Below are 25,713 nucleotides of genomic sequence, written 5' to 3' on the forward strand. Positions count from 1 at the left end.
CCGGCGCGGGCCGATATGCCATATGGCATAACCGCGTTCGCCTGCACCCCGCACGGCACGCGCCGCCGCAGGCGGCCCATGCCATATGGCATATTCGGCGCGCTTCGTAACCCTTGCCCGGCACCTGCGCCCCGGCCCGGCCGCGCAAGCAGCGCACGGCCCGGTGCAGGCGGCCCAGGCCGGCCCATCACTACGGGGCGAGTCCCCGATCACCACGGGGCAAGTCCCCGATCACTACGGGATGAGTACCCGAGAACTACGGGATGAGTACCCCATCACTACGGGGTGAGTACCCGATCACTAAGGGGTGAGTAGCCCATCACTACGGGATGAGTACCCGATCACTACGGGATGAGTAGCCCATCACTACGGGGTGAGTACCCGATCACTACGGGGTGAGTACCCGACCACTACGGGGTGAGTACCCGATCACTACGGGATGAGTAGCCCATCACTACGGGGTGAGTACCCGACCACTACGGGGTGAGTACCCGATCACTACGGGATGAGTACCCGATCACTACGGGGTGAGTACCTAATCACCACGGGATGAGTAGCCGATCACTACGGGGTGAGTACCCCGGCACCACAGCAGGCAGGCTGAGCGCTCCGCCCTGCCCAAGCGCACACCGCAGCACCACCGGCGGATGCGCCGCCGCGCAGCGCACCGGCCTCAGGCCTGCGGGCCCATGGCCGCACGGCCCTTGCCCCAGCTGTGCATGGGCTGCCTCACCGGCTCCTCCGCCTGCACCACCCGCAGCGTATCGAACCAGCCCAGCGGCACTTCCAGGTACAGCGCTATGCGCTCCACCTCCCAGAAGTAGGGCTTGCTCCGCCCGTTCTCGATCTTGCTCAAGCGCGTCTGCCCCATGCCCGTCGCACGCCCCAGCTGCGACTGGCTCCACCCCTTCCGCTCGCGGTAGTACCGGATCCGGTCTCCGAGGGTCATCATGGAACTCATGGGTCAACAAGGCCGATTACCGGCGGCCCTCCCCTAAAGCTTTGCACCGGATGCGGCCCCTGCAAGCGCCGCTGGCCCCGGCTTCACCAACGGCGCCGTGTGGAAAGGCAGCGGTGGGAAAGGGCGGCGGGTTGACTGGGGCTCAGGCCAATAGGCTGCTTGGCTGCGCCACCTTTACCTATAGAGGACCATCCCAGCTGCAGTAGGCGGAAGCGATAACTTGCCCAGGTGCCAGCAAGCCCTCTGCCCGACTACCTGCGCTTGAACCGAGCCAATGGGCAGGCACCGCACAAGCCCATCCTGCTCTTGGCCGTATTACGGGCATTCGATGAGGGGCTGATCATCGAGAACAGGATACGTCCGGAACCGGAGCTGATCAACCTGTTCAATGGCTACTGGTCCGCACTTGTGCACGACCCCAGGTCCCAATGCCGCTTCTACCTGCCATTCTTCTACTTGCGCAATGAGCGATCCGGTCTGTGGACGCTTCACACCCTGTCCGGCTTCGAGCACGGGCTCACCCGTGGGAAGGACATCAAGAGCCTAGGCGCCCTGCTCAGCTTTGAAGCCTACGCCACCTTAAGGCCCGATGTGTTCAACCGATGGCGCGTTGCCACGCATCGCGCCGCCGACCGGCTCCTCATCATGGCCAAGTACTTCCCCGGCCAACCGTTACCGCTGGAACTGCCCGACCAACTGCGTGACATCGAGAAGCAGATCGTCTCCGATCCGCCCGAGGTCTACGTGGCCCGCCAACTGCAGCGGCTCCAATCCGAAGAGGAAGAAGACCAGCTGCTGCGCAGCGCAGCCTTCAAGCGGAAGATACCCGAGCTCTACGGCTATCAATGCGCCATCACGGGTCTTCGTGTGAGTACCACCCGTGGCCCAAGCTTGATTGACGCCTGTCACATCGTGCCATGGGCCGATTCGTTCGATGACACGATCAGCAACGGCATTGCACTCTGTCCCAATATGCACCGTGCGTTCGACCGCGGGCTTATCAGTATCGGTTCCGACTACCGCGTCTTGGTGAACAAGGACCTTCAGGAAGCCGAGAGCACCCATGCCATCCGGCCGTTCGAGGGAAAGCTGCTCGACCTACCCAAGGAGGCGGTGCACCGCCCCGCTCCTGAGAACTTGACAAGGCATAGGGAGCGATGGGGGTTCTGAGGCTTAAGGTGTCAGGACCTTAAGACAGTAGCACGGTAGCTGATTGCGTCCAGCTTCAACTTGTCCTCAAGGCTGCCAGCGAGCATGTACAACCGAGGTTGCTGGTACAGCTCAAAGACGCGATAGAGGCGCGCCGCATCGGGGTGTTCACGCGCGTGTTCCAGTTCATTCCGCGTAATCATGAACGGCGTTCCGATCTTGAAGGGAGTCGACTTCACCTCAATGTGCAGTTCACGCTCGTTGGTATCGTAGGAGAGGATGTCATACCCCAGCCCGTCACCACGGGTGATGGAAACGTGTTCAACCGCATCAGCTAGTTCGTGCCGCCCCTCCGCTTTCAGGCGTGTCCGCTCAAAATGCAGCACCCATTGTTCACCGGCCAATCCGATCTCCTTGCAGTTCGCTTCCTTCTCGGCGATCTCCTCCTGTGAGATGATCGTGCCACCTCGCTTGGGTCCTTTTGTGAAACCCACAGGTGGATCGCATACCGTCGCAGCATCGAAGAGGTCCGTCGTGTACGGAACGACGAGCTTCTTGCGATACCGCTGCAAGATGACCAGCGCCTCCGGGTGGTCCCGCACATACTGAAGGGTGACCGGTTCAAGCGATCGCTGGATGTTCACCAGGGGAGGGAGTCCTCTCAGGTAGGGATGGTCATGCAGCACCAGCACGGCACTGATGTTCTGCATCTTCTTTTCGTAGCCACCCGGCACACGCCCCCATTGCCGCGCTAATGAACGATAGACCTCGGCCTTGTTGAGCCGTTGTCCCGCTAGTTCACGCTCCATGAGCATGAAGTAGGCGCTCAACGTAGCCTCAACCTCTGGCTGTTCCCATCCTTTCATTTGCCATCCCCTGGCCTTTCCGCCCCAAGATCGTCATCCTAGACCAATCAACGACAACACGCATTGTGCTACCCGCCTCAGTGGGTTCGACACGGGCCGGCCTATCGGTGGAGTGCAAGCGCGCTCCTGAGCTTGGCAGGCTGCGGCCAACGATATGCTCACGATGCAGATACAGCGCTTCGCCTATCTGATGTGGAAATGCCGGAGTGCGGAGGATGCGAATCGCTTGGCCGTTCATTGCGAGCGGAACTCGGTTACCCCCCGCAGGGTCTCCTTCTTCGGGACCCTGCGGCGCTGTATAAGGCCGCAGGGGCTCTTCGTTCCTCAGGAGACCCTGCGGAGGTTGAAGTGCCAAAAGCCATTGAGCGTAATGGCCGCGCCACGATTCACCATCAGCTAGTGCAGCCAATGGGCTGCTCAGCTTTGCACGGCAGAACCATTCCAGCTCGGCTTCGGGTAGTCACCTCCGGTTGAGGACCTGTTGAGCCGGCATCCCCTGCCTATTTTGCCCCTCCTACCATGTCCACCGACACCCACAAGCAGCTCGCCAACTTCATCTGGAGCATCTGCAACCTGCTGCGCGGCCCGTACAAGCGCAACGAGTACCGCAAGGTGATCCTGCCCCTCACCGTGCTCAAGCGCTTCGACAGCATCTTGGCGCCCACCAAGGCCAGGGTGCTGGCCGAGCACGCGAAGCACCAGGGCAAGAGCGAGACCGTGCAGTTCAGCCTGCTCACCACTGTGAGCGGCGTGAAGTTCTACAACACCAGCCCGCTCGATTTCGGCAAGCTGCTGGACGACCCAAGCAACGTGGCCAGCAGCCTCACCGGCTACATCAACGGCTTCAGCCCCAACGTGCGGGCCATCTTCGAGAAGTTCAAGATCGGCGAGCAGGTGGCCTACATGGCCGAGAAGGACCTGCTCTACCGCGTGGTGAAGGCCTTCCAGAGCGAGGCGCTGGACCTGCGGCCCGAGAAGGTGGACAACGTGCAGATGGGCTATGTCTTCGAGGAGCTGATCCGCATCGGTGCGGAACAGAGCAACGAGGAGGCCGGGGACCACTTCACCCCGCGCGAGGTGATCCAGCTGATGGTGAACCTGCTGCTGAGCGACGAGACCGACCTGGCCCGAAGCCACGTGGTGAAGACCATCTACGACCCCACCTGCGGCACCGGCGGCATGCTCAGCACCGCCGAACAATACCTGCGCAACCTGAACAGCAAGGCCAACCCGCAGCTCTTCGGGCAGGACTTCAACGACGAGTCGTGGGCCGTGTGCAAGAGCGACATGCTGATCAAGGGCGAGAACGCCGACAACATCAAGCTGGGCGATACGCTGAAGGACGACCAGCACGCCGGCGCGCAGTTCGATTACATGCTGGCCAACCCGCCCTTCGGCGTGGAGTGGAAGCAGCAGCAGAGGACCGTGGAGGATGAGCACCTGAAGCTGGGCTACAAGGGCCGCTTCGGCGCCGGGCTGCCCCGCATCAACGATGGGGCCTTCCTCTTCCTGCAGCACATGCTGAGCAAGATGCGGCCTGTGGACAAGGGCGGCAGCCGCATCGCCATCGTGTTCAACGGCAGCCCGCTCTTCACGGGCGATGCGGGCAGCGGCGAAAGCGAGATCCGCCGCTGGATCATTGAGAACGACTGGCTGGAAGGCATCGTGGCGCTGCCGGACCAGCTCTTCTACAACACCGGCATCAGCACCTACATCTGGGTGCTCACCAACCGCAAGGCGAAGGAGCGCAAGGGCCGGGTGCAGCTGCTGGACGCGCGGCCCTTCTTTGTAAAAATGCGCAAAAGCCTTGGCAACAAGCGCAACCGCATCGGCGACGGCACCGAGAACACGCCGGACCAGATCGCCACCATCACCAAGCTCTACGGGGAGTTCCGCGATGGGGCCACGCACTCCTTCACGGTGGATGGCCAAGCGCTGGAGCGGGTGGTGAGCAAGGTGTTCCCCAACGCACACTTCGGCTACCGCAAGATCGCCGTGGAGCGGCCGCTGCAACTGAACTTCCAGGCCAGCCCCGAGCGCATCGCACGGCTGGACGAGGTGAAGGCCTTCGCGAACCTGGCCACGAGCAAGAAGGTGAAGAACGATGCCGCCCGCCTGCAGGAGATCGAGGCCGGGCGCCAGCGCCAGCAGGCTATCAAGGCGATGCTGGAGGGCATGGGCGATGCGCACTACAAGGACCGCAAGGCCTTCCTTGCCGATCTGAAGAAGGCGGCCAAAGCAGCGGGCCTCACCTTGGATGCTGCGGAAACGAAGGCCATCCTCACCGCCCTGGGCGAGCGCGACCCCCGGGCCGCCGTGTGCACCGATGCGAAGGGACGCCCTGAGCCCGACAGCGAGCTGCGCGATACCGAGAGCGTGCCGCTGAGCGAGCCCATTGAGGCCTACTTCCAGCGCGAGGTGCTGCCCCATGTGCCCACGGCCTGGGTGGATGCCGACAAGACCAAGGTGGGCTACGAGATCCCGCTGACGCGTGAGTTCTATGTGTACACGCCGCCCCGCCCGCTGGAGGCCATCGAGGCCGAGATCGAGGGGCTGGAGAAGGAGATCGTGGAGATGCTGAAAGGGATCACCGCGTGAACGAACTTTGAGGCATGTTGACCGACGAGCAACTGGTCGAGCTCTGGAAGGGTGGCGAATCGGAATTCGTGGAGTTCAAACCCTCCACCTCCGACAAGGCCGACATCTACCACGATATCTGTGCGTTCAGCAACGACGTGAACGACAGCGGAAGGACCGGAGTGATCTTCATCGGGCTGAATGATGACGGAACGGTAACCGGCATCAACATCACTGACCGGCTGATCAGGGAACTTGCGCTGATCCGTATGCAGCCGCATGTGCAACCCATGCCCGACATGGCGGTGAACAAGCATGTGCTGAACGGAGCTGAATTGGCGGTGATCCAAGTGCGCCCATCTGATCTGGCACCGGTGAAGTATGCCGGGAGAACGTGCATACGGGTGGGTACGGTGCGCCATACCGCCAGTCCGGAACAAGATGATCGCTTGAGCGAACGCAGACGGGCCAAGAACCTGCCGTTCGATGTGCAGCCCGCATCGGGGGTCACACTGGCGGATCTGGACCTGCAGTACTTTGAACAGGTCTATCTGCCCATGGCTTTCGCGCCTGACGTGATAGAAGCGAACAAGCGAACGATCGAGCAGAAGCTGGCATCGCTCCGGTTCGTTGTTGGCCCTTCGGATCCACAGCCTACTGTGCTGGGCGCCTTGGTGCTCGGGCTGGACCCCACCTTTGCTGTGCCCGGGGCCCGCATCGAGCTGTTGCGCATCGATGGGTCCAGGCTTTCCGACCCGGTCGTGGCCTCGCTGAAGATCACCGGCCGGTTGCAAGATCTGTTGCAACGCCTGGATGAAGTGCTCAAATTGAATATCCGTACGAGCGTGGACATCCGTTCCGGTGCGCGCGAAGTGAGCAAGCCGGACTATCCGCTGGTCGCCTTGCAGCAGCTTACGCGTAATGCGGTCATGCACCGCAACTACCGGGGCACACACGCACCGATCCGGATCCTCTGGTTCGCTGACCGGGTGGAGATCCACAGCCCGGGTGGCCCGTTCGGTCGGGTGAACGTGGCGAACTATGGCCAACCCGGCGTAACCGACTACCGCAACCCGAGCCTGGCGGATGCCATGGTCACTTTGGGCTTTGCACGGGCCTACGGGCTCGGCCTGGAAACTGCCCGTGATGCGTTGGCCCAGAACGGGAATGCCCCCATGGAAGTGACCGCTACGCCGGACAACATCCTCACCATTCTTCAACCAGCATGAGCGTACCCGTCATCACCTTCTTCAACAACAAGGGCGGTGTGGGCAAAACCTCGCTGGTGTACCATGTGGCCTGGATGCTCAACAACCTGGGCGTGCGCACACTGGCCGTGGACCTGGATCCGCAGGCCAACCTCACGGCTGCGTTCATGACGGATGAGGTGTTGGAGGAGATGTGGGCCGACCCACCATCCAACAGTACCATTTACGGGTGCATTGAACCACTCTCCAGCGGTACGGCCGATGTGCAGACACCCGAATTGACAGAGATCGCCGAGAACCTCTGGCTGCTCAATGGCGATATGCGGTTGAGTGCTTTGGAGGATGAGCTCAGCAGCCAATGGCCCGATTGCATGGACAGGAAGGTGCGTGCCTTTCGGGTGGTCAGCGCGATCTCGCGCGTGATCCAAGCCGGCGCCAAGGATGTCCGCGCAGAGGTCATCGTGGCTGATGTCGGCCCTTACCTGGGTGCCTTGAACCGGGCCGCCATGGTGGCCACCGACCATGTAGTGGTGCCGCTGGCGGCCGACCTGTTCAGCATGAAAGGGCTCGAGAACCTGGGACGCACCCTTCGTGCGTGGCGCGAGCAATGGCAGGAGCGCTTGCCACGCAATCCGGAGGCGAGCATCCCCTTGCCACAAGGGAACATGCAGCCCGCAGGCTATGTGTTGATGCAGCACGCCGTACGCTTGGACAGGCCCGTGCAAGCCTACCAGAAGTGGGTGGACAAGGCGCCGGGGATCTATGCACGGTATGTGCTGGGTACTCCGGAACCCGTTCCGGGAAACGACCCGAACCGGATCGACATGATCAAGCATTACCGCAGCTTGATGCCCATGGCACAGGAAGCGCGCAAGCCCATGTTCCACCTGAAGCCTGCGGATGGGGCCATCGGGGGCCATGTGGCCGCTGTGCAAGCCTGCTACCGGGACTTCGATCGGCTTACCCGGGAGATCCTGAAACGCACCGGGCTTCCGGAGCCGGCCATCCCCGCCTTGTGAACCATGCTCAACGCATCTGCACCCCGCCCGCTGGAAGCCATCGAGGCCGAGATCGAGGGGCTGGAGAAGGAGATCGTGGAGATGCTTAAAGGGATCACGACATGAGCATGGACGTGGGGGCGAGCCTCACCTGGCTTGACGAGTTCGCTCAAGCATTGCCGGCACTGCCTGCCCGCCGGAAGACCTTGTTCGACATCATGGGGAATGGCGCCAGTGAGCTCACCATGAGCGCACTGCTCGCCTTCTACCTGGACCAGCATGAAGAGCATGGATTCGGCGACCTGTTCCTGCGCAGCCTGCTGGACGCGCTGGAGGAGAAGGGCTTGCTGGCGGACGAGGTGTGGCGCAGCGTTCGGGCGGATGCGATGGACTTTGAGGTGGTGCAGGAGTGGGCCACCAAAGGGCGCAACAAGAAGTACATCGATCTGGTGATCACCGGACCCGCGCGTGAAGGGGGCGATGGCTATGCTTGGGCCATCCTCATCGAGCACAAGATCAACGCGGCGGTATACAATCGTCTGGACATCTATGCCGAAGCCGTTACGGCCGATCCGAAAGTGTGCGTGGTGCTCGCACCCGTGGCGCATGTGGTGAATGAGCCGGGCTGGCACCCCTTGACGCATGCTGAACTGCTGCACCACGTGAAGCGGAACCTGGCAACCGCCCTGCCAGGGGCCGATGACCGGCACCTGCTCTTTCTGCGCGACTTCCTTTCCAACCTGGACACCACCATGAAGCAGAACGAGGACTTGGCGCACCGGCACCGCATGACCGTGTTGAACAGCTATGCGGACCGGGTGGAGGAACTGACCCGGCTGCGCGACCAGCTGCAACGGCACTTCATCGCCGCGCTCGATGCCGCCATGCTCCAACGCGGCTTCAAGCAGGAGCAATCCACCGCGAACACCATCACACGGATGTACTATGCGGTGCCGAAGAAGTACCATGCACAGGATGCCGTGGCCTGGGCGTTCCGCATCTGGGTGCCCGTGCACCAGATCGTGGACAAAGGCACCTTCGTCCTCAACTTCGAGCTGAACGAGCCGAAGAACACCGTGCACGGTGGGGCCGTGAAAAATGCTTTGCGCCTGGCGGGCTGGTTCGCAACGCCACAGATGACCGAGGGGGTGGGTGGCGCCGAGGGACAGGCCTTCTGCCACATCGCCGTGGTGAAGGCACCGTTGGACAAGGCCTTGACCATTCGCCAGGGGATAGAGGCTGTACTGGACACCACGCTCTTCCGCGACCAGGGGCGGTTGATCCACGAGGCCATTACAGCCTTGGTAACAGCCCAAGCAGCCAAGCAGGAATGAGCGCCACCAAACCCTCCGGCATCCCCTGGCTCGGCGAGGTGCCCGCCCATTGGGAGGTGAAGCGTATCAAATCCGTTGTGGTCAGATCGGAGAATGGCGCTTGGGGTGAGGATGAGGCAGGTGACGAGAATGATGTGTTCTGCTACAGAGCGGCTGACTTCGATACTGATCGAATGTTGGTCACCGCAGAGAAGCTTGTTCGCCGCAATGTGCCTCCGGAGGTATTTCGACGGAAGGCGGTCCGGCCAGAACACCTCTTGATCGAGAAGTCCGGTGGCGGAGAGAATGTGCCCGTAGGGCGGGTCGTTCGTTCATTGCTGCATGAGCCCGCGGTTTTCTCCAACTTCCTTGGGCTGATCGAAGTTGATGAGGCACAGGCGGACAGCAACTACATGCGGTACACCTTCTGGCACCTGTACAGTGGGAAGGTGCCTTGGCGCTCGATCAAGCAGACGACCGGCCTCCAGAACCTGGACACTTCATCGTACTTCGACGAGAGGATCGCCCTCCCCCCCCTCCCCGAGCAACGCGCCATCGCGGCCTTTTTGGACGAGCGCACGGCGCGGATCGATGCCCTGGTGGCGCGCAAGCGGCGGCTGGTGCAGCTGCTGAAGGAGAAGCGCCAGGCTTTGATCACCCGCGCGGTAACGCGGGGGCTGGACCCCAAGGTGAAGATGAAGGAGAGCGGGGTGCCGTGGCTGGGGGAGGTGCCGGAACATTGGTCCCTTCCAGCGTTGAACAGCCGATACGAGATCCTTCTCGGGAAGATGCTAGACGAAAAGCGTCTGACCAAAACAGACCTTGTACCCTACTTGCGGAACATCGACGTGCAATGGGATCGGGTGAACACCGAGGATCTGCATGAGATGGACATAGCGCCGAGTGAGTATGAGCGGTTCACACTCAGGCCAGGCGATCTGCTTGTATGCGAGGGCGGTGACATCGGCCGTACGGCAACATGGAGAGGTGAATTGGCCCTATGTGCATTCCAGAAGGCTGTGCATCGTGTTCGGCCTCGTAGTGCATCTGAGCATCCGCGATATCTTTTCTATACGATGGTGGCTGTCCATGGTCGTGGAGTTTTCCTTGCTGAAGGGAACCCGAACACGATACCACACCTTACCGGAGAGAAGTTCCGTCGTTATCGCTTCCCACAGCCACCTCATGAAGAGCAAGTGGCAATAGCTGAACACTTAGACCAGATGACCACCCGCATCGACGCGCTGGTGACGAAGGTGGAGGCTGCGGTGGAGCGGTTGCAGGAGTACCGTACGGCGCTGATCAGCGCGGCGGTGACGGGGAAGGTTCAGATACCGATCAGATGATCGGGCGATCAGAAGATCAGACCATTCGAGTGCCCTAACTTTGGGTCATGTTCACCGGCGGCCCCAGCATCGAAAGCCCCATTCTGCCCTACCGGGAGTGGGCCGTGGAGCGGGGTAACCCGTTGCAGCGGGCCAGCAAGGCCTACATGGAGCACTTGCTCGCCGTGCTGCAAAGCCGCAAGCAGTTGCCCAAGGCGGTGGCCGCCTTAAGGAACGAGCAGTTCGCGTTGCGGATCAAGGCCTTGGAATGGCTGGCCCAGGATGGCTTCGACCTGGAGGAGTGGCAGCAACGCAAGGAGCGGGAATTGAAGGCGCATGAGCACGCACCCGGCCTGGAGCTGTTGGTGCTGAACATGCGGTTCGCCTTGCAAGCCGGTGCGGATGTGTTTCGCGGTCTGAAGGCGAAGGGCGTGGATCTGGAGAACATGGACAAGGGCCAGGTGGCGGCCATGGACGGCATCACGTTCGAGCAGTTCGAGGCGGTGATCAATCTGGCCGTGCCGCACGGTGAGGCCGCGCACATGATCCTCACTTGGTTGTATGCCAGCATGGATATGGAAGCCGGTCTGCTGATGGGGGAGGCCGTGCTGGAGGAGGATGTGCGCGTGAGCGCCGCCCGCGTGGAGGACCTGAACGCCTTTCTGGTACCCGCCGCGCAGACCTACGCGGCCTGCGCCCGCCTGATGCGCCTGGTGCCGGTGAACGAGGTGCCTGCGGCCAGCTTGGTGCAGCAGCCAGCGCCCAAGGGCTACATCCGCCAGCAACAGCAGTTGGCGGAGCTGGGCATTGCGGACTGGTTCAAGCAGTGGGCCTGATGGCGGACCTGGCACCGGGCACCATTGTGGATGTGGATCTGGGCGAGCCCCCGGCCACCAAAGGACACGAGCAGCAGAAGCGCAGGCCCTGCGTAGTGGTGGTGCACCTGACGAAACTGGGCCTGTTGGTAGTGATCCCGATCAGCGGCAACCGGCCAACGCACGTCGCCTTCACCTCGCTGGCGCTTGCAGCCAGTGCGGCCAATGGGCTCGCAAAGGATTCTTACGCGCTATGCCACCAGGTACGGTCCGTTTCGCCCGAGCGCATGAAAAAGGTGCGCGGCCAACTGGGTGCGCTTGACCTGGAGCGGGTGCGTGGGGTGCTGAAGGGGATGATGCAGTTGTGAGGTGGGCGATCATGCCGTGCATGTGGCTGGCGTTGGCCCGGTCTACCACGCTCTGGGGGTCAACGATTTAACACGGGGTCGCATCGCCAGCGGTCGCGTGATCCTAACTTGGCGCTCGGTGAGCACCTTGGTTAAACCCGGTCTTGGTCTCGGCGCCTTCTCGGTTCCGGACATTGCCGTTATCCTGCAACTGCCGCAGGGTAAGGTGAGGCGGTTATTGAACCAGGTCTGGGACCACCGACTGGGCCAGGAGCTGTTCGGCGACACCTTTTCCACGAGCATCGGCGCCCACAAGTACGTGAACTTCCATGTGCTCATTGAGTTCTACGTCTATTTTGAGCTGAGGCAGCTCGGTGTTACCGCACAGCAGATCGTGAAGGCACGCAATGCCATGCGCAAGGACCTGGGCACCGAACACCCATTCGCCACGGCACACGTGCTGAGCCATGGCAAGAAGATCTGGTACAACTACATGGACAGTGTGGTGAACGCGGATGGCAGCCGCCAGACCAACTTCGTGAACATGGTGCAGGACTACGCCAGGAAGATCGACTTCAACCTGGACTTCATGGCGGAACGGTTCTGGCCCTTGGGCAAGCAACGGAGCGTGGTGGTGGACCCGAAGCATCAGTTCGGTGCGCCTACCGTGCCCGGCACCAACATCAACGCGCAAGTGCTCTTTCAGATGAGCAAGAGCGGCGAACGGGTCGAGTCGCTCGCGGCGTTGTACGACCTGGATGTGAAGGACGTGCGGGACGCGATCCTGCTCTACGAACGAGCAGCGTGAACCGCATGAAGATCTATTTCGACGAGAACCTCTCGCCCCATCTTGCCCGCGGGTTGCACCACCTGAGCCAAGGACACCTGAGGGGTGCGGACATCATTTCCGCGTTCGATGACCCAGGCAAGGGAACCAAGGACGAGGACCTCCTGAAGTTTCTGGCATCGAAGAAGGCCATCCTGATCACGAAGGATATCAATATCCATCGTGACCGGATGGTCGCGGAGGAGTGCAGGAAACTCGGCTTGGGCATGTTCTTCTTGAAGCTTCCCCAGAATGAGGGCAAGTACTGGGATATTGTACGAGCGGTGATCAAGCATTGGGAGCCCATCGTGGAGATCATCAACACGAAGAAGGCGCCCTTTGCCTACGAGGTGACTCCGAAGGCGGGCCCGCGTCCGTTGAAGTAGGGCCTGGAGGCTTTTTCTGTTCGCGTTCTAACTTGCTCGCATGTCCAAGGTGACGAGCGAAGCCACCTTCGAGGCCTACCTCGAAGAGATCCTGCACGAAAAGAGCGGTTGGCACTCCCTGCCCAAGAGCGGCTGGGACAAGGCCAATGCCTATTTCTCGGCGGAGGTGCTGGGCTTCATCCAGCGGACGCAGGAGAAGCTGTGGCAGCAGATGGCCAAGCTGCACGGCGCCGACCTGGAACCCAAGTTGCTGGACGCCCTGCTGAAGGAACTGGAGCTGAAGGGCACGCTGCATGTGCTGCGCCACGGCTTCAAGTTCTATGGCAAGCTGTTCCGCATGGCCTACTTCAAGCCCGCCCACGGCCTGAACCCGGAGGTGCTGGCGCTGTATGCCGAGAACCGCCTTGGCGTGAGCCGCCAGATCCCCTGCCACCCGAACGACGGCAGCGAGATGGACCTGACCTTCTGCCTGAACGGCCTGCCCGTGGCCACCTGCGAGCTGAAGAACCCCGCCACGCATCAGACCTGGCGCGATGCGGTGAAGCAGTACCAGCACGACCGCGACCCCAACGCCCCGCTGTTCCGTTACCAGAAGCGCGCCTTGGTCCACTTCGCCGCCGATGTTGAAGAGGTACACATGTGTACCCGGCTGGCTCGGGAGAAGAGCGTGTTCCTGCCCTTCAACCGGGGCAGCCACCCCGGCGAGGTGCAATGCGGCGCAGGCAATCCGCAGCACCCCAGCGGCTACCGCACCGGCTATTTCTGGGAGGAAGTGCTGCAACGCGACAGCTTCCTGGACATCCTGGGGCACTTCATCTTCACCGAGCACAAGGAGGAGCAGGTGAACGAGGCGGGCGGGGCCAGCCGCATGGTGAAGATGGAGACCACGGTGTTCCCCCGCTACCACCAGCTGGACGCGGTGCGCAAGCTGATCGCGGCAGCGCGGGAGGGCGGACCGGGCAGCAACTACCTGATCCAGCACAGCGCGGGCAGCGGCAAGACCAACAGCATCAGCTGGCTGGCGCACCGGCTGGCCAGCTTGCACGATGCGCAGGACCGCAAGGTGTACGACTGCGTGGTGGTGATCACCGACCGGCGTGTGCTGGACCAGCAGTTGCAGGACGCCATCTACCAAATAGAGCACGCGCAGGGCGTGGTGAAGGCCATCGACGACAACAGCCGTCAATTAGCGGAGGCACTGGTGGACGGCACCAGCATTGTGATCACCACGCTGCAGAAGTTCCCGCATGTGCTGCGCGGCCTGCTGAACATCGCCGCCGGGGGCAGCTACGAGGAGCTGAGCGAGGTGGAGCGGCAGATGGCCGCGGAACAGGCCGCGCTGTATGAAAGCAAGATCGGGGGCAGGCGCTACGCCATCATCGTGGACGAGGCCCACAGCAGCCAGACCGGTGAGGCGGCCAAGGACCTGAAGGCGATACTTGGTGCCGGACAGGAAGGCGAAGAGGACGAGGAACTGAGCAGCGAGGACATGCTGACGCGCGTGATGAGCGCGCGGGGCAAGCAGAAGAACCTGAGCTTCTTCGCCTTCACGGCCACGCCCAAGCCCAAGACGCTGCAGCTCTTTGGTGCGCCCTTCCACCTGTACAGCATGCGGCAGGCGATCGAGGAGCGCTTCATCCTGGACGTGGTGCAGCACTACACCACCTACGCCACCTACTACAAGCTGGTGAAGGCCGTGGAGGACGACCCGAACCTGCCCAAGAAGAAAGCCACGCGGCAGCTGGCCAAGTTCATGAGCCTGCACCCGCACAACATCGAGCAGAAGACCGAGGTGATGGTGGAGCACTTCCGCCTGCACGTGCGGCACCTGCTGGACGGCAAGGCCAAGGCCATGGTGGTGTGCAGCAGCCGCCTGCATGCCGTGCGCTATTTCCAGGCCTTCCAGCGCTACATCAAGGCCCATGGCTATGCGGACGTGAACCCGCTGGTGGCCTTCAGCGGCAAGGTGAAGGACGAGGACATGACCTTCACGGAGCCCTCGCTGAACATCGATGTGGCGAACGGCCGGCCCATCAGCGAAGCCCAGTTACCGGAGCGCTTCGACAGTCCGGATCACAACGTGCTGCTGGTGGCCAACAAATACCAGACAGGCTTCGACCAGCCCAAGCTCCACACCATGTACGTGGACAAGCGCTTGGACGGCGTGCAGGCCGTGCAGACGCTGAGCCGCCTGAACCGTCGCTACACCGGCAAGGAAAAGCCCTTCGTGCTGGACTTCGTGAACAGTGCGGAGGACATCTACACGGCCTTCAAGCCCTACTACGATGCCACCAGCCTGAAGGAGCCCGCGGACCCGGCCCAACTGGAAGCGCTGAAGCATGAGCTGGATGCCATGCAGGTGTACCACAGCCATGAAGTGGAGGCCTTCGCTGCCATCTTCTACCAGCCCGCCACCAAGCACAAGAAGGCCGATCACGGCCGCCTGGAGAAGCACGTGCAACCCGCCGTGGACCGCTTCAAGGCCTTGGAGAACGAGGATGCGCGTCAGGCTTTCCGTGACAAGCTGAAGGCCTACGTGAACCTCTACGCCTTCCTGAGCCAGATCCGCCCCTGGGCCGATGCCGACCAGGAGAAGCTGTACAGCTACGCCCGCTTCCTGTTGCCGCACCTGCCCAGCAGCCGCGAGGCCCGCGTGGTGGACCCCAGCGATGATGTGGCCCTCCGCTACTACCGCCTGGAACGCGTGGGCACCGGCACCATCGACCTGAAGACCGGGGATGTGGTGCCGATCGGTGGCCCGGTGGCCGTGGGCACCGGCAAGCCCGAGGATCCCGAGGTGCCGCTATCCACCATCGTAGGCGTGCTGAACGAGCGCTTCAGCACGGAGTTCACCGAAGCGGACCAGCTCTTCTTCGATCAGATCCAGGCCGAAGCTGCCGAGGATCAGCGCGTGATCGATACGGCGCTTGCGAACCCGGAGGATAAGTTCATCCTCGGCATCCGCGAGCTGGTGGACCACCTGATGGTGCAGCGCATGGGCAAGAACGACAAGCTGGTGACGCGCTACCTGGATGACGGTGCGTTCAAGGAGATCGCACTGGCGCTGATGGGGAGGGCGTTGTACAAGCGGATCACCGCAGGTGAGGATCGAGCAGTGTGAGCGCGGTCCTGAATAGGAATTGTCGATAGGCTACCACTTCTCGCCCTGCGGCGGATGGATGGTGTAGATCACCGATGGGTCCCCGGGAAGTGGCCCACCCCGACGGTCCGCGATCAGTTCTACGAATTCATCGAGTCCCGGCTCGTAGAAGGCTTGGATGCCATAGGGTCCATACTCGTACAGGACGGCAGTAGTGCCATTGAGCCCTTCCGCCAGGGCCTTTTCCTTTAGCTGGGCACGGCGGTGCTTGAAGTCGGTTATGATGGCGTGAATGAGTTCCATGGCTGGAAGGTACAGGTTACCCCATCCGCAGGGTCTCCGTCTTCGGGACCCTGCGGCGCTGCACAAGGCCGCAGGGTCCCTTCGTTCCTCAGGAGACCCTGCGGAGGTGGAAAGCTCCGCAGCCTGCGTCTACCCAGCCCTGAAGTCCCCGCAGGCTCTCCTCCTCCGTTAGCCGCTGCCTTGCCTTGGATGGATGAAGAGCCCCGCGCTTCAGCACCCCCACCTTGGCGCAAGCGTCCACGCGCTTCCCGTGCAGCAGCGTGGTCCGAGGCACCCGTGCGAAGCCCGCTTGTTCACGTTCGGGGGCCTTGCCCGATGTAGGGCATGGCGCTCCCGATGAGGAAGTGCCTCCGCAGCAGGCGCGGATCATGCCTGCTACCCGATCAGCGCACGAAGCCCCCTTGCACATGACGAAGCATACTGCCCTCCTCCTCACCAGCATGGCCACGGCCTGCTGTGCCCAGGCCCAGCAATGGGAAGTGCTGCCCACGGGCGTTAGCACCGCGTTGCGCGATGTGTTCTTCATCTCCACCGCCAAGGGTTGGGCGGTGGGCGACGGGAACGTGATCCTCACCACGAATGATGGTGGCGACAGCTGGACGCCCCAGGTATCCGGCATGGGCGGCAGCACCAACCTGCGCGCGGTGTACTTCACCTCAGCCACGAAGGGCTGGGTGGTGGGCAGCAACGAGACGCTGCTGACCACCGATGACGGGGGCGCCACCTGGACCGGCACCTCCTCCACGCCCGGCACGGACTACAACGACCTGATCTTCACATCGCCCGACACGGGCTACATCGTGGGCGGTGGGGGCCTTACCGGCGTGATCAAGCGGACCACCAACGGCGGTCAGACCTGGAGCAGCACCACGGTGGACCGCATCCTGAACGCGGTCCACTTCATATCGGGCACGAAAGGCTGGGCCTGCGGATCGCGCGGGGTGATCCACCATACCGCCGATGGCATCAACTGGACGCAACAGGTGGCCGCCGGTTCCAGCCAGACCTTGAACCTCGTCGCGATCCACATGCTCTCGGAGCAGGAGGGCTGGGCTGGCGGCAATCCGGCCAACCTGAAGCGGACGGTGGATGGCGGGGCCACGTGGACCAACGCGCCATCGGGCACCAATGCGGGGAAGACCGGCATCTACTTCAGCGACAGCCAGAACGGCTGGGCCAGCACCACCACCCCCTTGGGCGGCGGTCCGTGCCCCAGCGGATGCCCCTTGCGCTACACCACGGACGGTGGCCTCACTTGGTCGTCGGACTCCCTGCAGGTGGTCACCATCAACAGGCTGCGCTTCCGCGACCCCGCGCTGGGCGCTGCCGCTGCGAACAACGGGCTGGTGCTGCGCTTCTTCTCGCCCAGCACCGGAGTGGAAGCGCCGGCGGAGGCGGCGAACAACATCCTGCTGAGCCCGAACCCGGTCCCCGAATGGCTCACCATCACCAGTGCGGAGCCGCTGCGCACGGTGGAGGTCTTCGATGCCCTGGGTGCCCTGGTGCTGCGCGCGCAAGGCGATGTGAAGAGCATCGATGTGCGTGCCATGCCGCCGGGCAGCTATGCCCTCCGCTCCACTTCCGTGGCGGGGCAGCAGGTGCAGCGCTTCGTGAAGGAGTAGCAGCCAGCACCGGCACGGGGGGCACGGCTTCCGCTTGGCGATTACCCCCCCGCAGGGTCTCCGTCTTCGGGACCCTTGAACCGCCGCAGGGTCCTTTGCCGCCGCAGGGTCTCCGCCACGGGACCCTGCGCTCTGGTTGAGAACTACTCCGTAGGCCCACCATCCACCACACCTCGACCGTCGCCTAAACCTCGGTCGGCGCCAGCGAAAGGAAGTCCATCCAGCTATGGCATATCTTCGGTTCAATGCCCGATCGTCAAGAACCGCAAGCACCGGCGAACAGGAGCACTGGCTGGTGGCTCTTACGAGCACGAACCGTTCTAAGAGTTCTTGCTGTCAAGTGCATTGAGACCATGCGCAAGCGCCGACGCTTCTTCGTCCAAGCAGCAAGCCTGGCCTGCGTTGCTCTCTTGCTCTTCGGCTATGTAGCGCTCATCGCGGTCGCCTTGGGCAGGGTGGCGCATTTCGTGGAACCGCATACCAACCTTGACGAGAATTTCGACCTGTATGACTACTACTTCAGGGCACGCACAGAAAGGATCAGGATGCTCCACGGTGACATCCTCATCGTGAACGTTGACTCCTCGACCCGCACCATGCGTGCAGATGCGATCGAACGCATACTCGCGGGCGCACCGGAATGTGTAGTGCTGGACTTTTACATGCGGCCCAGTGATACCACGGACCTCAAGGGTATGCAGCGCATCAATTCCCAAATACGAACGAACCCGAACGTGGTAGCGGCCTACCCCTTGGATACGGTCAATGGCCGGCTACAGCCCGCGCCGGGTTATTTGGCCCAGTACCCCCACCCGGAACGCTTCGGGTTCTGGGATCTGCAGTACCAGCCTGCTCGCTATACCATCAGAAAGGTCCTGATGTGGGTGGAGCACGGCAATGCCGATACTGCATTCAGCCTCACCGCTCAGGTACTGCGTGCTGTGGATCGCTCCGTGTTCAAGGAAGTAACCCAAAGGTCTTCGGCGGTGCGCGTGAACTACCGCCAAATGCACGAAGGGCATCCCTTTGTGACCGTTCCGATCGGCGAACTGCTGAGCTTGGAGCCTTTGGAATTCAATAAGCGCACGCATGGGAAGATCGTTTTTCTCGCGAAGATGGGCGAGAGAGGTGGGAATGACTGGCACTACACTCCGTTGAACGAGAATTCGTTCGGTCATGCTGAACGAGATATGCCAGGTGTGCTGGTGCATGCCCAAACGCTCGCCATGTTCCTGAACCACGACACCCTGCATGAATTAGCGCTGGTGCCATCTCTGATCTTGGCCTGGCTCATTGCTTTCCTTGTAGGAATGCTATTGATGGAAATACATCGTCGATCGATCGTGGCCTATGCGGTTCTAAAGATCCCTATCTTCATCGTGTCGTCATTGGTCGTGCTATTCGCAGGAATGTGGCTTTTCGAGCGCTCCATCATGCTACCCTTCAGCGTCCTCTTGGTCCCCATGTGGCTGAGCGGTGAAGCGCGAGAGATCATCGACGACCTTGGTAAACGAAAAACCAAAGGACCATGAACATCAAAAACCTATTGGCTTCTGATGGTGCCCTCATCGCTTTTGTGCTAGTGCCATCTATCGCAACAGCTCAAATGTCTTTCACTGCGTACGATGTGTACGGCGAAGTGACCGAGCTGGAGTTGGGTGGTGCCACCATAACCGTGAGTAGTGGTTCCATTATCGAGTCGACCTCCCGCCTGTACGTCAGCCAGCACAGTTGGGTGAGGTTGAAATCGAAGTCCATGACCGAGGATTGTCTCATAGTGGGGCCTGATATCATCGATGTTGGCAAGAACATGGAGTCGCTCCTGGAACCTGGAATGAAGAGGTTCGAGCGCGGACTCTTCCACAAGGAAGAACCGAAGCATGCAATTGGTGGGGCTTACTTGCATTTAAAGGACCAACGGTTAAATCCCTTCTCCGATGAGTCGTCAAAGCCAGAGAAGATCCGCAGGCCTTGAAGGGAACGTAGGCCTGAGGACTCAGGTCTAGCCCCCCCGCAGGGTCTCCGTCTTCGGGACCCTGCGGCGCTTAACCCCCCGCAGGGTCTCCGCTTCGGGACCCTGCGGTTCTGCACAAGGCCGCAGGGTCCCTTCGTTCCTCAGGAGACCCTGCGGAGGTTGAGGGTCTCCGTCTTCGGGACCCTGCGGCGCTACCCCCCGCAGGGTCTTTGCTGCGCTGGCGTTCAGCGAGTGATGCATCATTGCGTGCCACCACCCGGTGCGCACCCCTTGCCGGGCAACCGCCGGTCACCCGAACGCACGTTCTGTCCTGGCCGGGGCAGCGAACGCAGTATGGCCGGCGTCACGGTAGCGGATGATGTCGGTCCGGAGTATCGCCACGCTCATGGGCGTGTGCCTGGCGGTGACGCTGAGCGCACAGCCGCAGCACCGCAACTGGTTCTTCGGCCACCATGCCGGGCTGGACATGTCCGCTGGCATGCCCCAGGCCATCGGCGGATCGCCCATGCAGACCGATGAGGGGGTGGCCAGCATCTCCGATGCGAACGGCCAGCTGCTGTTCTACACCAATGGCGAAACGGTGTGGAATGCGCAGCACCAGGCGATGCCCAACGGTACCGGGCTGGCCGGGCACTTCAGTTCGTCGCAGAGCGCGTTGATCGTGCCGGATCCCGCGAACGGCAGCCGCTACTACGTCTTCACCACGCCCGCCCAGGTGCTCATCTCCGGGGGGGTGTACGATGGGCTCTCCTGGTCCATGGTGGACATGACCTTGGATGGTGGCTGGGGGGATGTGAGCGTGAAGAACGTGGAGCTCGCGGGGCCCGTGGTGGAGAAGTTGAGCGCCACGCGCCATGCGAACGGGGTGGATGCCTGGGTGGTGGCGCACGGCTGGCAGAACGCCACCTACTACGCCTACCTGGTCACCTGCACCGGTGTGGAGGGGCCGGTGATCAGCGAGGCGGGACGGGCCATGATGAACGACCCGGGTGATGGGCGCAGCTCCGCCATGGGCTGCATGCAATTCTCCGCGCAGGGCGATCGCCTGGCCAGTGTATGGGTGCATTACGCTGCGGACCTCACGCACGAGGTCCGCATGGATGTGCTGGATTTCGACAAGGCCACGGGAACGCTCACGGATGCCTTCGCGGACACACGCGTACCGGGCCCGCAGGATGTGATCCGTCCTTATGGGGTCTGCTTCTCGCCCAACGGGCGGCTGCTCTATCGATCGGACCATGGGCTGCTGGGCGGCATCGCCTACAGCGCGATCCTGCAATACGACCTGGGCGCGGCGGACCCCATGGCCAGCGAACAGGAGGTGGCCACGGTGAACAGCCCCGCCATCGGCACGCTGCAGCGCCACGAGGGAAGGATCTATGCGGCGCGGCTGGATGGCGCCCAGTACATCACGCGCATCGCGCAGCCGGACGTGGTGGGCACCGGTTGCACGGTGGAGCATGCCTTCGCCTCGATCGCACCGGGCATCGGCACCTGGGGCCTGCCGAACCACTGGGACAACTACCCGGCACCCGCCCCCCTGGACCCGATCGCGCTCACCGACACCATGCTGTGCGGTGCGGCCTCCATGACCCTCCAAGCCGTATGGCAGCATCCGTTCCATGCGGCGCAATACCTGTGGAGCACCGGCGCCACCGGCCCCTCCATCGTGGTCGATACCAGCGGCCTGTACGCGGTGCAGGTGATCCTGCCCTGCACCACCTTGTTCGATACGGTGCGGGTGACGATCGATGCGCGCACCATCGAACTCGGTCCGGACCTGGCGCTCTGTGAGGGCGACAGCGTGCGGCTGCGGATCGACGCCGCGGATGCCGTTTCCGTCCGCTGGCAGGATGGCTCACAGGACAGCAGCCATACCGCCAGCCGGGATGGGCTCGTCCGCGTGGATGTGCAATGGACCAACGGCTGCCTGGCGAGCGATTCACTCCTGGTCCAGACGCGCGATTGCCGGTGCCCCTTCTTCATCCCCAACGCCTTCACCCCGAATGACGACGGCATCAACGACCAGTGGGGACCGGCCTTTGAATGCGCGCTGCTGGACTACCAGCTCGTGGTGTACGACCGCTGGGGAAGCCCCCTGCTTCACCTTGCCGATCCCGACTCGGTCTGGGACGGCACCGTGCAGGGAGTGCCCCTGCCATCCACGGTGCTGGCCTACGACCTCAACTACGCGTGGCATGATGGCAAGGCTGTGCAGCATCGCGCACGCACCGGGCACGTGACCCTGGTGCGTTGAGCGCGGACGGAGCGGTGCACCGCGTGGCGATGGACCCCACAAGGATCTTCCTCAAGCCTCGGCAGGGGCTCTCGAGGCGGCCCCTCCCCTCCCACCCTGCAGGTCTTGGACTTCTAGACTTCCGCAGGGTCTCCGTCTTCGGGACCCTGTGGCGCCGCACAAGGCCGCAGGGTCCCATCGTTCCTCAGGAGACCCTGCGGAGGTTTAGGGGTTGAACAGGCCTACCGGAACCGCAGGGGCGTGAACCCCTGCCCATCGCTGCGGCTGATGGCGGTGCCATCGGTGATGACCCAATGGCCGCCGCCCTGTGCCTTGGCCATCATCCAGATGGAATTGCCGGGCAGGCCATGCGCGGTGGTGTGCTGCACCAGCTCCTCACCGGCCAGCGTCCACAGGCCGGCATCGATGGTGCCGACCCAGAGCTGGCCTGCGGCATCGTCGCTCAGGGTCCACACCCGCGCCAGGGAGACGGGATCGTCCGCCACCCGGTGCTCCTTCAGGAAGGCGGGGTTGCCCAGGCCGCGGGCCTCGGTGAGGTTGGTGAGGGTGTGCCCATCGTAGCGGAAGAGCCCCGCGCCGTTGTTGCCGAACCAGAGGTGGCCCGCGCGGTCCTGGAAGATGCAGCGCACCGCGGCATCGCTGAGGCCTGCTTCGGTGAACCAGGTGGTGCTGCGCCCATCGAAGCGGCACACCCCTTTCTGTTCGGTGCCGAACCACACGTTGCCCGCGCGGTCCTGCAGCCAGCAGTACACGCTGTAGGGCCGTGAGGCGTTGTTGGCCTCGGGCCGATAGTCCGGCGGGGTGATGGTGAAGTTGACGAAGGAGCGGCCGTTGTACTGGCAGATGCCGCCCTCATGCGCGAAGTACAGGTCGCCCGGGGCGGGGCGCACCGGCACCCGCGGCGCGTTGCGGATGATGGGGGTGAGGTCCGCGAAGCCCCGTTCGTCCAGGCGGCAGAAGCCCTTGGGCGTGGTGAACCACAGGGCCCCGTTCGCATCCTGCTCGATCTTCCACACGTGATCGCTGCACAGGCCGTGCTTGGTGGTGATGTGCCGGAGGCTGCTGTCGGTGCAGTGGTACACGCCCTGCCCGTTGCTGGCGATCCAGAGGTCGCCGCGGCTGTCCTGGAAGACCCAGTCCAGCTTGGTGCCCAGGGTCCTTGCGGGTTCGCCCAGGGGCGCGGCGGCCGCTGGTGCCATGGTGCCGGCCGCAGGCGGGGCCTCCTGCGCGTTGCAGGCGGCGAGCAGCCCCAGGAGGGCAAAGGGTGGAAGGGTGCGAGGGAACATGGGCAGCGATGCGGAGCGCGCAGGGAAAGTACGCTCGCCCCGCAGGGTCCTCTTCAAGAGACCAAAAACCTCCCCCGCAGATTACTCCTTCCGCAGGGTCTCCGTCTTCGGCCCCCTGCGGCGCTGCGCCGCCCGGCTGCATCCGTCATCGGAATCCCTGTCCGTCACCATCGGCGGAAGGCCCATGCCCCACCGGCCTAGCTTTGAGTGGAGGCCATGGCACGCTGCCCCTATTGCGAAAGCACGCGCTCGCTGCTGGTGGGCCAGGTGTTCTGCTCGCGCCACGCCGATGCCGACATGCGGGCGCTGCAGAGCGGCACGCTCTACATCCGCACGCGGCGGCTGGAGGAATGCGCCGACCATGTGTCGCGCCTCTCGGTGCGGCTGATGCTGAACGGACGGCAGTGGTACAGGGTGGGCGGCGCCGACCGCGTGGTGCATGCGGAGAATTTCCTGGTGCTCGACCAGGGCCAGCACTACCGCACGGCCTTCAGCGGCGAGCACGAGCAGGAGATGCTGATGGTGGGCTTCAAGCCCGGCCTGGCCGCCGAGGCGCTGCGCACCCGCACCGCCACGGCCGAGCAACTCCTCGACGACCCCTGGCAGTGCGGCCCCGACCCCCTGTTCGGCGACGCGCTGCACCGGATGAACGACACCGTGAGCCGGCTGTTCGCGCGGCTGCACGCCCTGGTGCATGCGCCGGCACAGGCGGTGGAGCCCACCGAAGCGGAGGAGCTGCACGACCGCCTGCTCGAGCACCTGCTGGACCTGCGGGCCGGTGAGCGCGCCGCAGCGGACCGGCTGCCGGCCTTGCGCGCCGCCACGCGCCGCGAGCTGTGGAGGCGCCTCACCATCGCGCGCGACCATGCCCATGCGCACGTACACGATCCGCTCACCGTTGCGCAGCTGGCCCGCGTAGCCTGCCTCAGCGAGCACCACTTCAAGCGCCTCTTCCGGCAGGCCTTCGGGCGGCCGCCGCACGCCTACCTGCATGCGCTGCGGATGGACCGGGCGCGCCAGCTGCTGCTCGGCACCGACCTGCCCGTGCATGCCGTGACGGCGGCCGTGGGCCTGGTGGACACCAGTTCCTTCGTGCGAAGCTACCGGCAGTACCACGGGCGCACCCCGGGCATGGAACGCCACGGCGCCCACCACCTTGATCGGCATGAAGCAGGGCGGGAATAGCCCGACCCGCACACGGGCTGCGCAGCACCGGCGCAGACCTTGCCGCAGCCAACCGATGGGACGATGAACCACCGAACGATCCGCCTTCCCCAATTCGCCGCCGCGGGGCTGCTCGCGCTGGCAACCGGCTCCGCAACGGCGCAATCGCCCGTGATCGGAACGGACGCCTTCTTCCAGGTCGGGGCCGCCTACCTCCGCGATGTGCACGACGTGACCCCGGCCCTGGAACAGGCCCTGCAAGCCGCCGTAGGCCCCGACTACCTGCTGGACCTTGCGCCCTTGAGCAGTGCCTTCCTGTACACGACCGATTCGCTCTCCTGCATCAGCGCACCCGGCAACTACATCTTCTTCCCGGACTACTTCGACACGGCCAACGTGGCGCTGCAGCTCTTCGACGCGCTGGGCAATGATGCCCTCTACCTCTTCCTGCACCAGGCCGACCGCATCCAGTACGTGGGTGGCGCGCCGAACGGCTCCTTCAACGAGATCGTGTGGCAGCAATTCCCCGACCTGCGCTTCACGCTCGAACTGGAGGAGGGCATCGCCTATGGCCATGCCCATACCGACACGGTGCAGGGCTACTTCCTGGACGCCTCGGGCAGTGACGGCCATTACGTGCGCGGATACCGCAGCACGGTGGCGGACGGCTATGGCAGCATCCTCATGCCCGATGGAACGGTTGTGCCCCAAACGCTCCGCATGCGCAGCGTGATCACCGCCACGGACTCCAACGGCTTCTTCGGGGTCAACCCCATCCAGGACACCTTGTACACCTGGTATGCCGAAGGGGTGGACGGACCCTTGATGACCTGGGGCCACAACAGCGCACTCTATGCCGGCTACATCGGTTCCGCGCGGGAACTGCTCGCCGTGTACCGGCGATCGCCCGGCACCGGGCTGTCCGTTCCCGTCGCGGGCATGGCTGCCGCGTCCGTCGTTCCCGACCCCACCACCGGGCCGGTGCTCATCCGCATGGGCGCCGCCGACCGGCCGTGCACCGTGCGCCTGCTGGACGCTTCGGGCCGCGAACTGCAGCGGTGGACCGGGGCCACCGGATCCGTGCAGGCCGACCTGTCCGGACACGCGCCGGGCCTGTACGTGGTGCTGATCGAGCGGGACGGCTACCGCTGGCTGCGCACCGTGCGGATCATCCCCTGAGGGCATGCGCGGCCATCAGGCAGGGGCCGGCCATTGCCCCGAACAACCGTTGCCCG

21 protein-coding genes are annotated in these 25,713 nt (G+C 63.3%); 17 read left to right on the top strand and 4 right to left on the bottom strand.

Features of this window, described 5'->3' with window-relative positions; all coding sequences use genetic code 11:
- Positions 1-673 precede the first annotated feature (673 nt).
- The gene (locus QY325_09270; GenBank protein ID WKZ64951.1) at positions 674-952 is read right to left on the bottom strand and encodes a helix-turn-helix transcriptional regulator; all 279 of its coding nucleotides are present in this window, start codon (positions 950-952) and stop codon (positions 674-676) included.
- A gap of 237 nt (positions 953-1,189) precedes the next feature.
- Here QY325_09270 and QY325_09275 point away from each other — a divergent pair, with 237 nt between their 5' ends.
- Positions 1,190-2,131, top strand: a complete 942-nt coding sequence (locus tag QY325_09275; protein ID WKZ64952.1) for an HNH endonuclease — start codon at positions 1,190-1,192, stop codon at positions 2,129-2,131.
- 11 nt (positions 2,132-2,142) lie between these two features.
- Here QY325_09275 and QY325_09280 read toward each other — a convergent pair whose 3' ends face one another.
- A complete protein-coding gene (locus QY325_09280) occupies positions 2,143-2,919 on the bottom strand; it encodes a DUF3883 domain-containing protein (protein ID WKZ64953.1) in 777 nt (258 codons plus the stop codon).
- Positions 2,920-3,495: 576 nt separating this feature from the next.
- Between QY325_09280 and QY325_09285 the strand changes: the two genes are divergently transcribed.
- From QY325_09285 to QY325_09330, 10 genes are all read left to right on the top strand, one after another.
- A complete protein-coding gene (locus tag QY325_09285) occupies positions 3,496-5,574 on the top strand; it encodes a class I SAM-dependent DNA methyltransferase (protein WKZ64954.1) in 2,079 nt (692 codons plus the stop codon).
- A 14-nt stretch (positions 5,575-5,588) separates the two neighbouring features.
- Positions 5,589-6,782, top strand: a complete 1,194-nt coding sequence (locus QY325_09290) for a putative DNA binding domain-containing protein (GenBank protein ID WKZ64955.1) — start codon at positions 5,589-5,591, stop codon at positions 6,780-6,782.
- Positions 6,779-7,780 carry an AAA family ATPase gene (locus QY325_09295; GenBank protein ID WKZ64956.1) on the top strand — a complete coding sequence of 334 codons (1,002 nt, stop codon included), beginning with the start codon at positions 6,779-6,781 and terminating at the stop codon, positions 7,778-7,780. Before QY325_09290 ends, QY325_09295 begins: the two co-directional genes overlap by 4 nt.
- 101 nt (positions 7,781-7,881) lie before the next feature.
- On the top strand, positions 7,882-9,093 hold the full coding sequence (locus QY325_09300; protein WKZ64957.1) for a PD-(D/E)XK nuclease family protein: 1,212 nt from the start codon (positions 7,882-7,884) through the stop codon (positions 9,091-9,093).
- Positions 9,090-10,418: a restriction endonuclease subunit S gene (locus tag QY325_09305; GenBank protein ID WKZ64958.1), complete on the top strand. Its 1,329-nt coding sequence runs from the start codon at positions 9,090-9,092 to the stop codon at positions 10,416-10,418. Before QY325_09300 ends, QY325_09305 begins: the two co-directional genes overlap by 4 nt.
- 47 nt (positions 10,419-10,465) lie before the next feature.
- Complete coding sequence (locus tag QY325_09310; protein ID WKZ64959.1) at positions 10,466-11,233, top strand: hypothetical protein; 768 nt, start codon at positions 10,466-10,468, stop codon at positions 11,231-11,233.
- Positions 11,233-11,580 carry a type II toxin-antitoxin system PemK/MazF family toxin gene (locus tag QY325_09315; GenBank protein WKZ64960.1) on the top strand — a complete coding sequence of 116 codons (348 nt, stop codon included), beginning with the start codon at positions 11,233-11,235 and terminating at the stop codon, positions 11,578-11,580. The genes QY325_09310 and QY325_09315 overlap by 1 nt, the downstream gene beginning before the upstream one ends.
- A gap of 118 nt (positions 11,581-11,698) precedes the next feature.
- Positions 11,699-12,367 carry a DUF433 domain-containing protein gene (locus QY325_09320; protein ID WKZ64961.1) on the top strand — a complete coding sequence of 223 codons (669 nt, stop codon included), beginning with the start codon at positions 11,699-11,701 and terminating at the stop codon, positions 12,365-12,367.
- A gap of 5 nt (positions 12,368-12,372) precedes the next feature.
- Positions 12,373-12,771, top strand: a complete 399-nt coding sequence (locus QY325_09325; GenBank protein WKZ64962.1) for a DUF5615 family PIN-like protein — start codon at positions 12,373-12,375, stop codon at positions 12,769-12,771.
- A gap of 40 nt (positions 12,772-12,811) precedes the next feature.
- Positions 12,812-15,892, top strand: a complete 3,081-nt coding sequence (locus QY325_09330) for a type I restriction endonuclease (GenBank protein WKZ64963.1) — start codon at positions 12,812-12,814, stop codon at positions 15,890-15,892.
- Between the two features lie 30 nt (positions 15,893-15,922).
- On the opposite strand, the gene QY325_09335 is transcribed toward QY325_09330, so the two are convergent.
- The gene (locus QY325_09335; GenBank protein WKZ64964.1) at positions 15,923-16,174 is read right to left on the bottom strand and encodes a hypothetical protein; all 252 of its coding nucleotides are present in this window, start codon (positions 16,172-16,174) and stop codon (positions 15,923-15,925) included.
- Between the two features lie 407 nt (positions 16,175-16,581).
- Between QY325_09335 and QY325_09340 the strand changes: the two genes are divergently transcribed.
- The 4 genes from QY325_09340 to QY325_09355 all read left to right on the top strand — a co-directional run bounded on the left by QY325_09340 (position 16,582) and on the right by QY325_09355 (position 22,028).
- Positions 16,582-17,796, top strand: a complete 1,215-nt coding sequence (locus tag QY325_09340; protein ID WKZ64965.1) for a YCF48-related protein — start codon at positions 16,582-16,584, stop codon at positions 17,794-17,796.
- A gap of 353 nt (positions 17,797-18,149) precedes the next feature.
- Positions 18,150-19,328 (top strand): CHASE2 domain-containing protein, encoded by a 1,179-nt coding sequence (locus QY325_09345; protein ID WKZ64966.1) that lies wholly within the window; start codon positions 18,150-18,152, stop codon positions 19,326-19,328.
- Complete coding sequence (locus QY325_09350) at positions 19,325-19,771, top strand: hypothetical protein (protein WKZ64967.1); 447 nt, start codon at positions 19,325-19,327, stop codon at positions 19,769-19,771. Before QY325_09345 ends, QY325_09350 begins: the two co-directional genes overlap by 4 nt.
- Positions 19,772-20,126: 355 nt before the next feature.
- Positions 20,127-22,028: a T9SS type B sorting domain-containing protein gene (locus tag QY325_09355; GenBank protein WKZ64968.1), complete on the top strand. Its 1,902-nt coding sequence runs from the start codon at positions 20,127-20,129 to the stop codon at positions 22,026-22,028.
- Positions 22,029-22,249: 221 nt separating this feature from the next.
- Here QY325_09355 and QY325_09360 read toward each other — a convergent pair whose 3' ends face one another.
- Entirely contained in the window at positions 22,250-23,314 is a 1,065-nt protein-coding gene (locus tag QY325_09360; GenBank protein ID WKZ64969.1) for a two-component regulator propeller domain-containing protein, read from the bottom strand.
- 216 nt (positions 23,315-23,530) lie between these two features.
- Here QY325_09360 and QY325_09365 point away from each other — a divergent pair, with 216 nt between their 5' ends.
- The gene (locus QY325_09365) at positions 23,531-24,499 is read left to right on the top strand and encodes an AraC family transcriptional regulator (GenBank protein ID WKZ64970.1); all 969 of its coding nucleotides are present in this window, start codon (positions 23,531-23,533) and stop codon (positions 24,497-24,499) included.
- A gap of 63 nt (positions 24,500-24,562) precedes the next feature.
- Complete coding sequence (locus tag QY325_09370; protein ID WKZ64971.1) at positions 24,563-25,657, top strand: T9SS type A sorting domain-containing protein; 1,095 nt, start codon at positions 24,563-24,565, stop codon at positions 25,655-25,657.
- Positions 25,658-25,713 lie beyond the last annotated feature (56 nt).

It is taken from the genome of Flavobacteriales bacterium (assembly GCA_030584065.1).
Lineage (GTDB): Bacteria > Bacteroidota > Bacteroidia > Flavobacteriales_F > PHOS-HE28 > PHOS-HE28.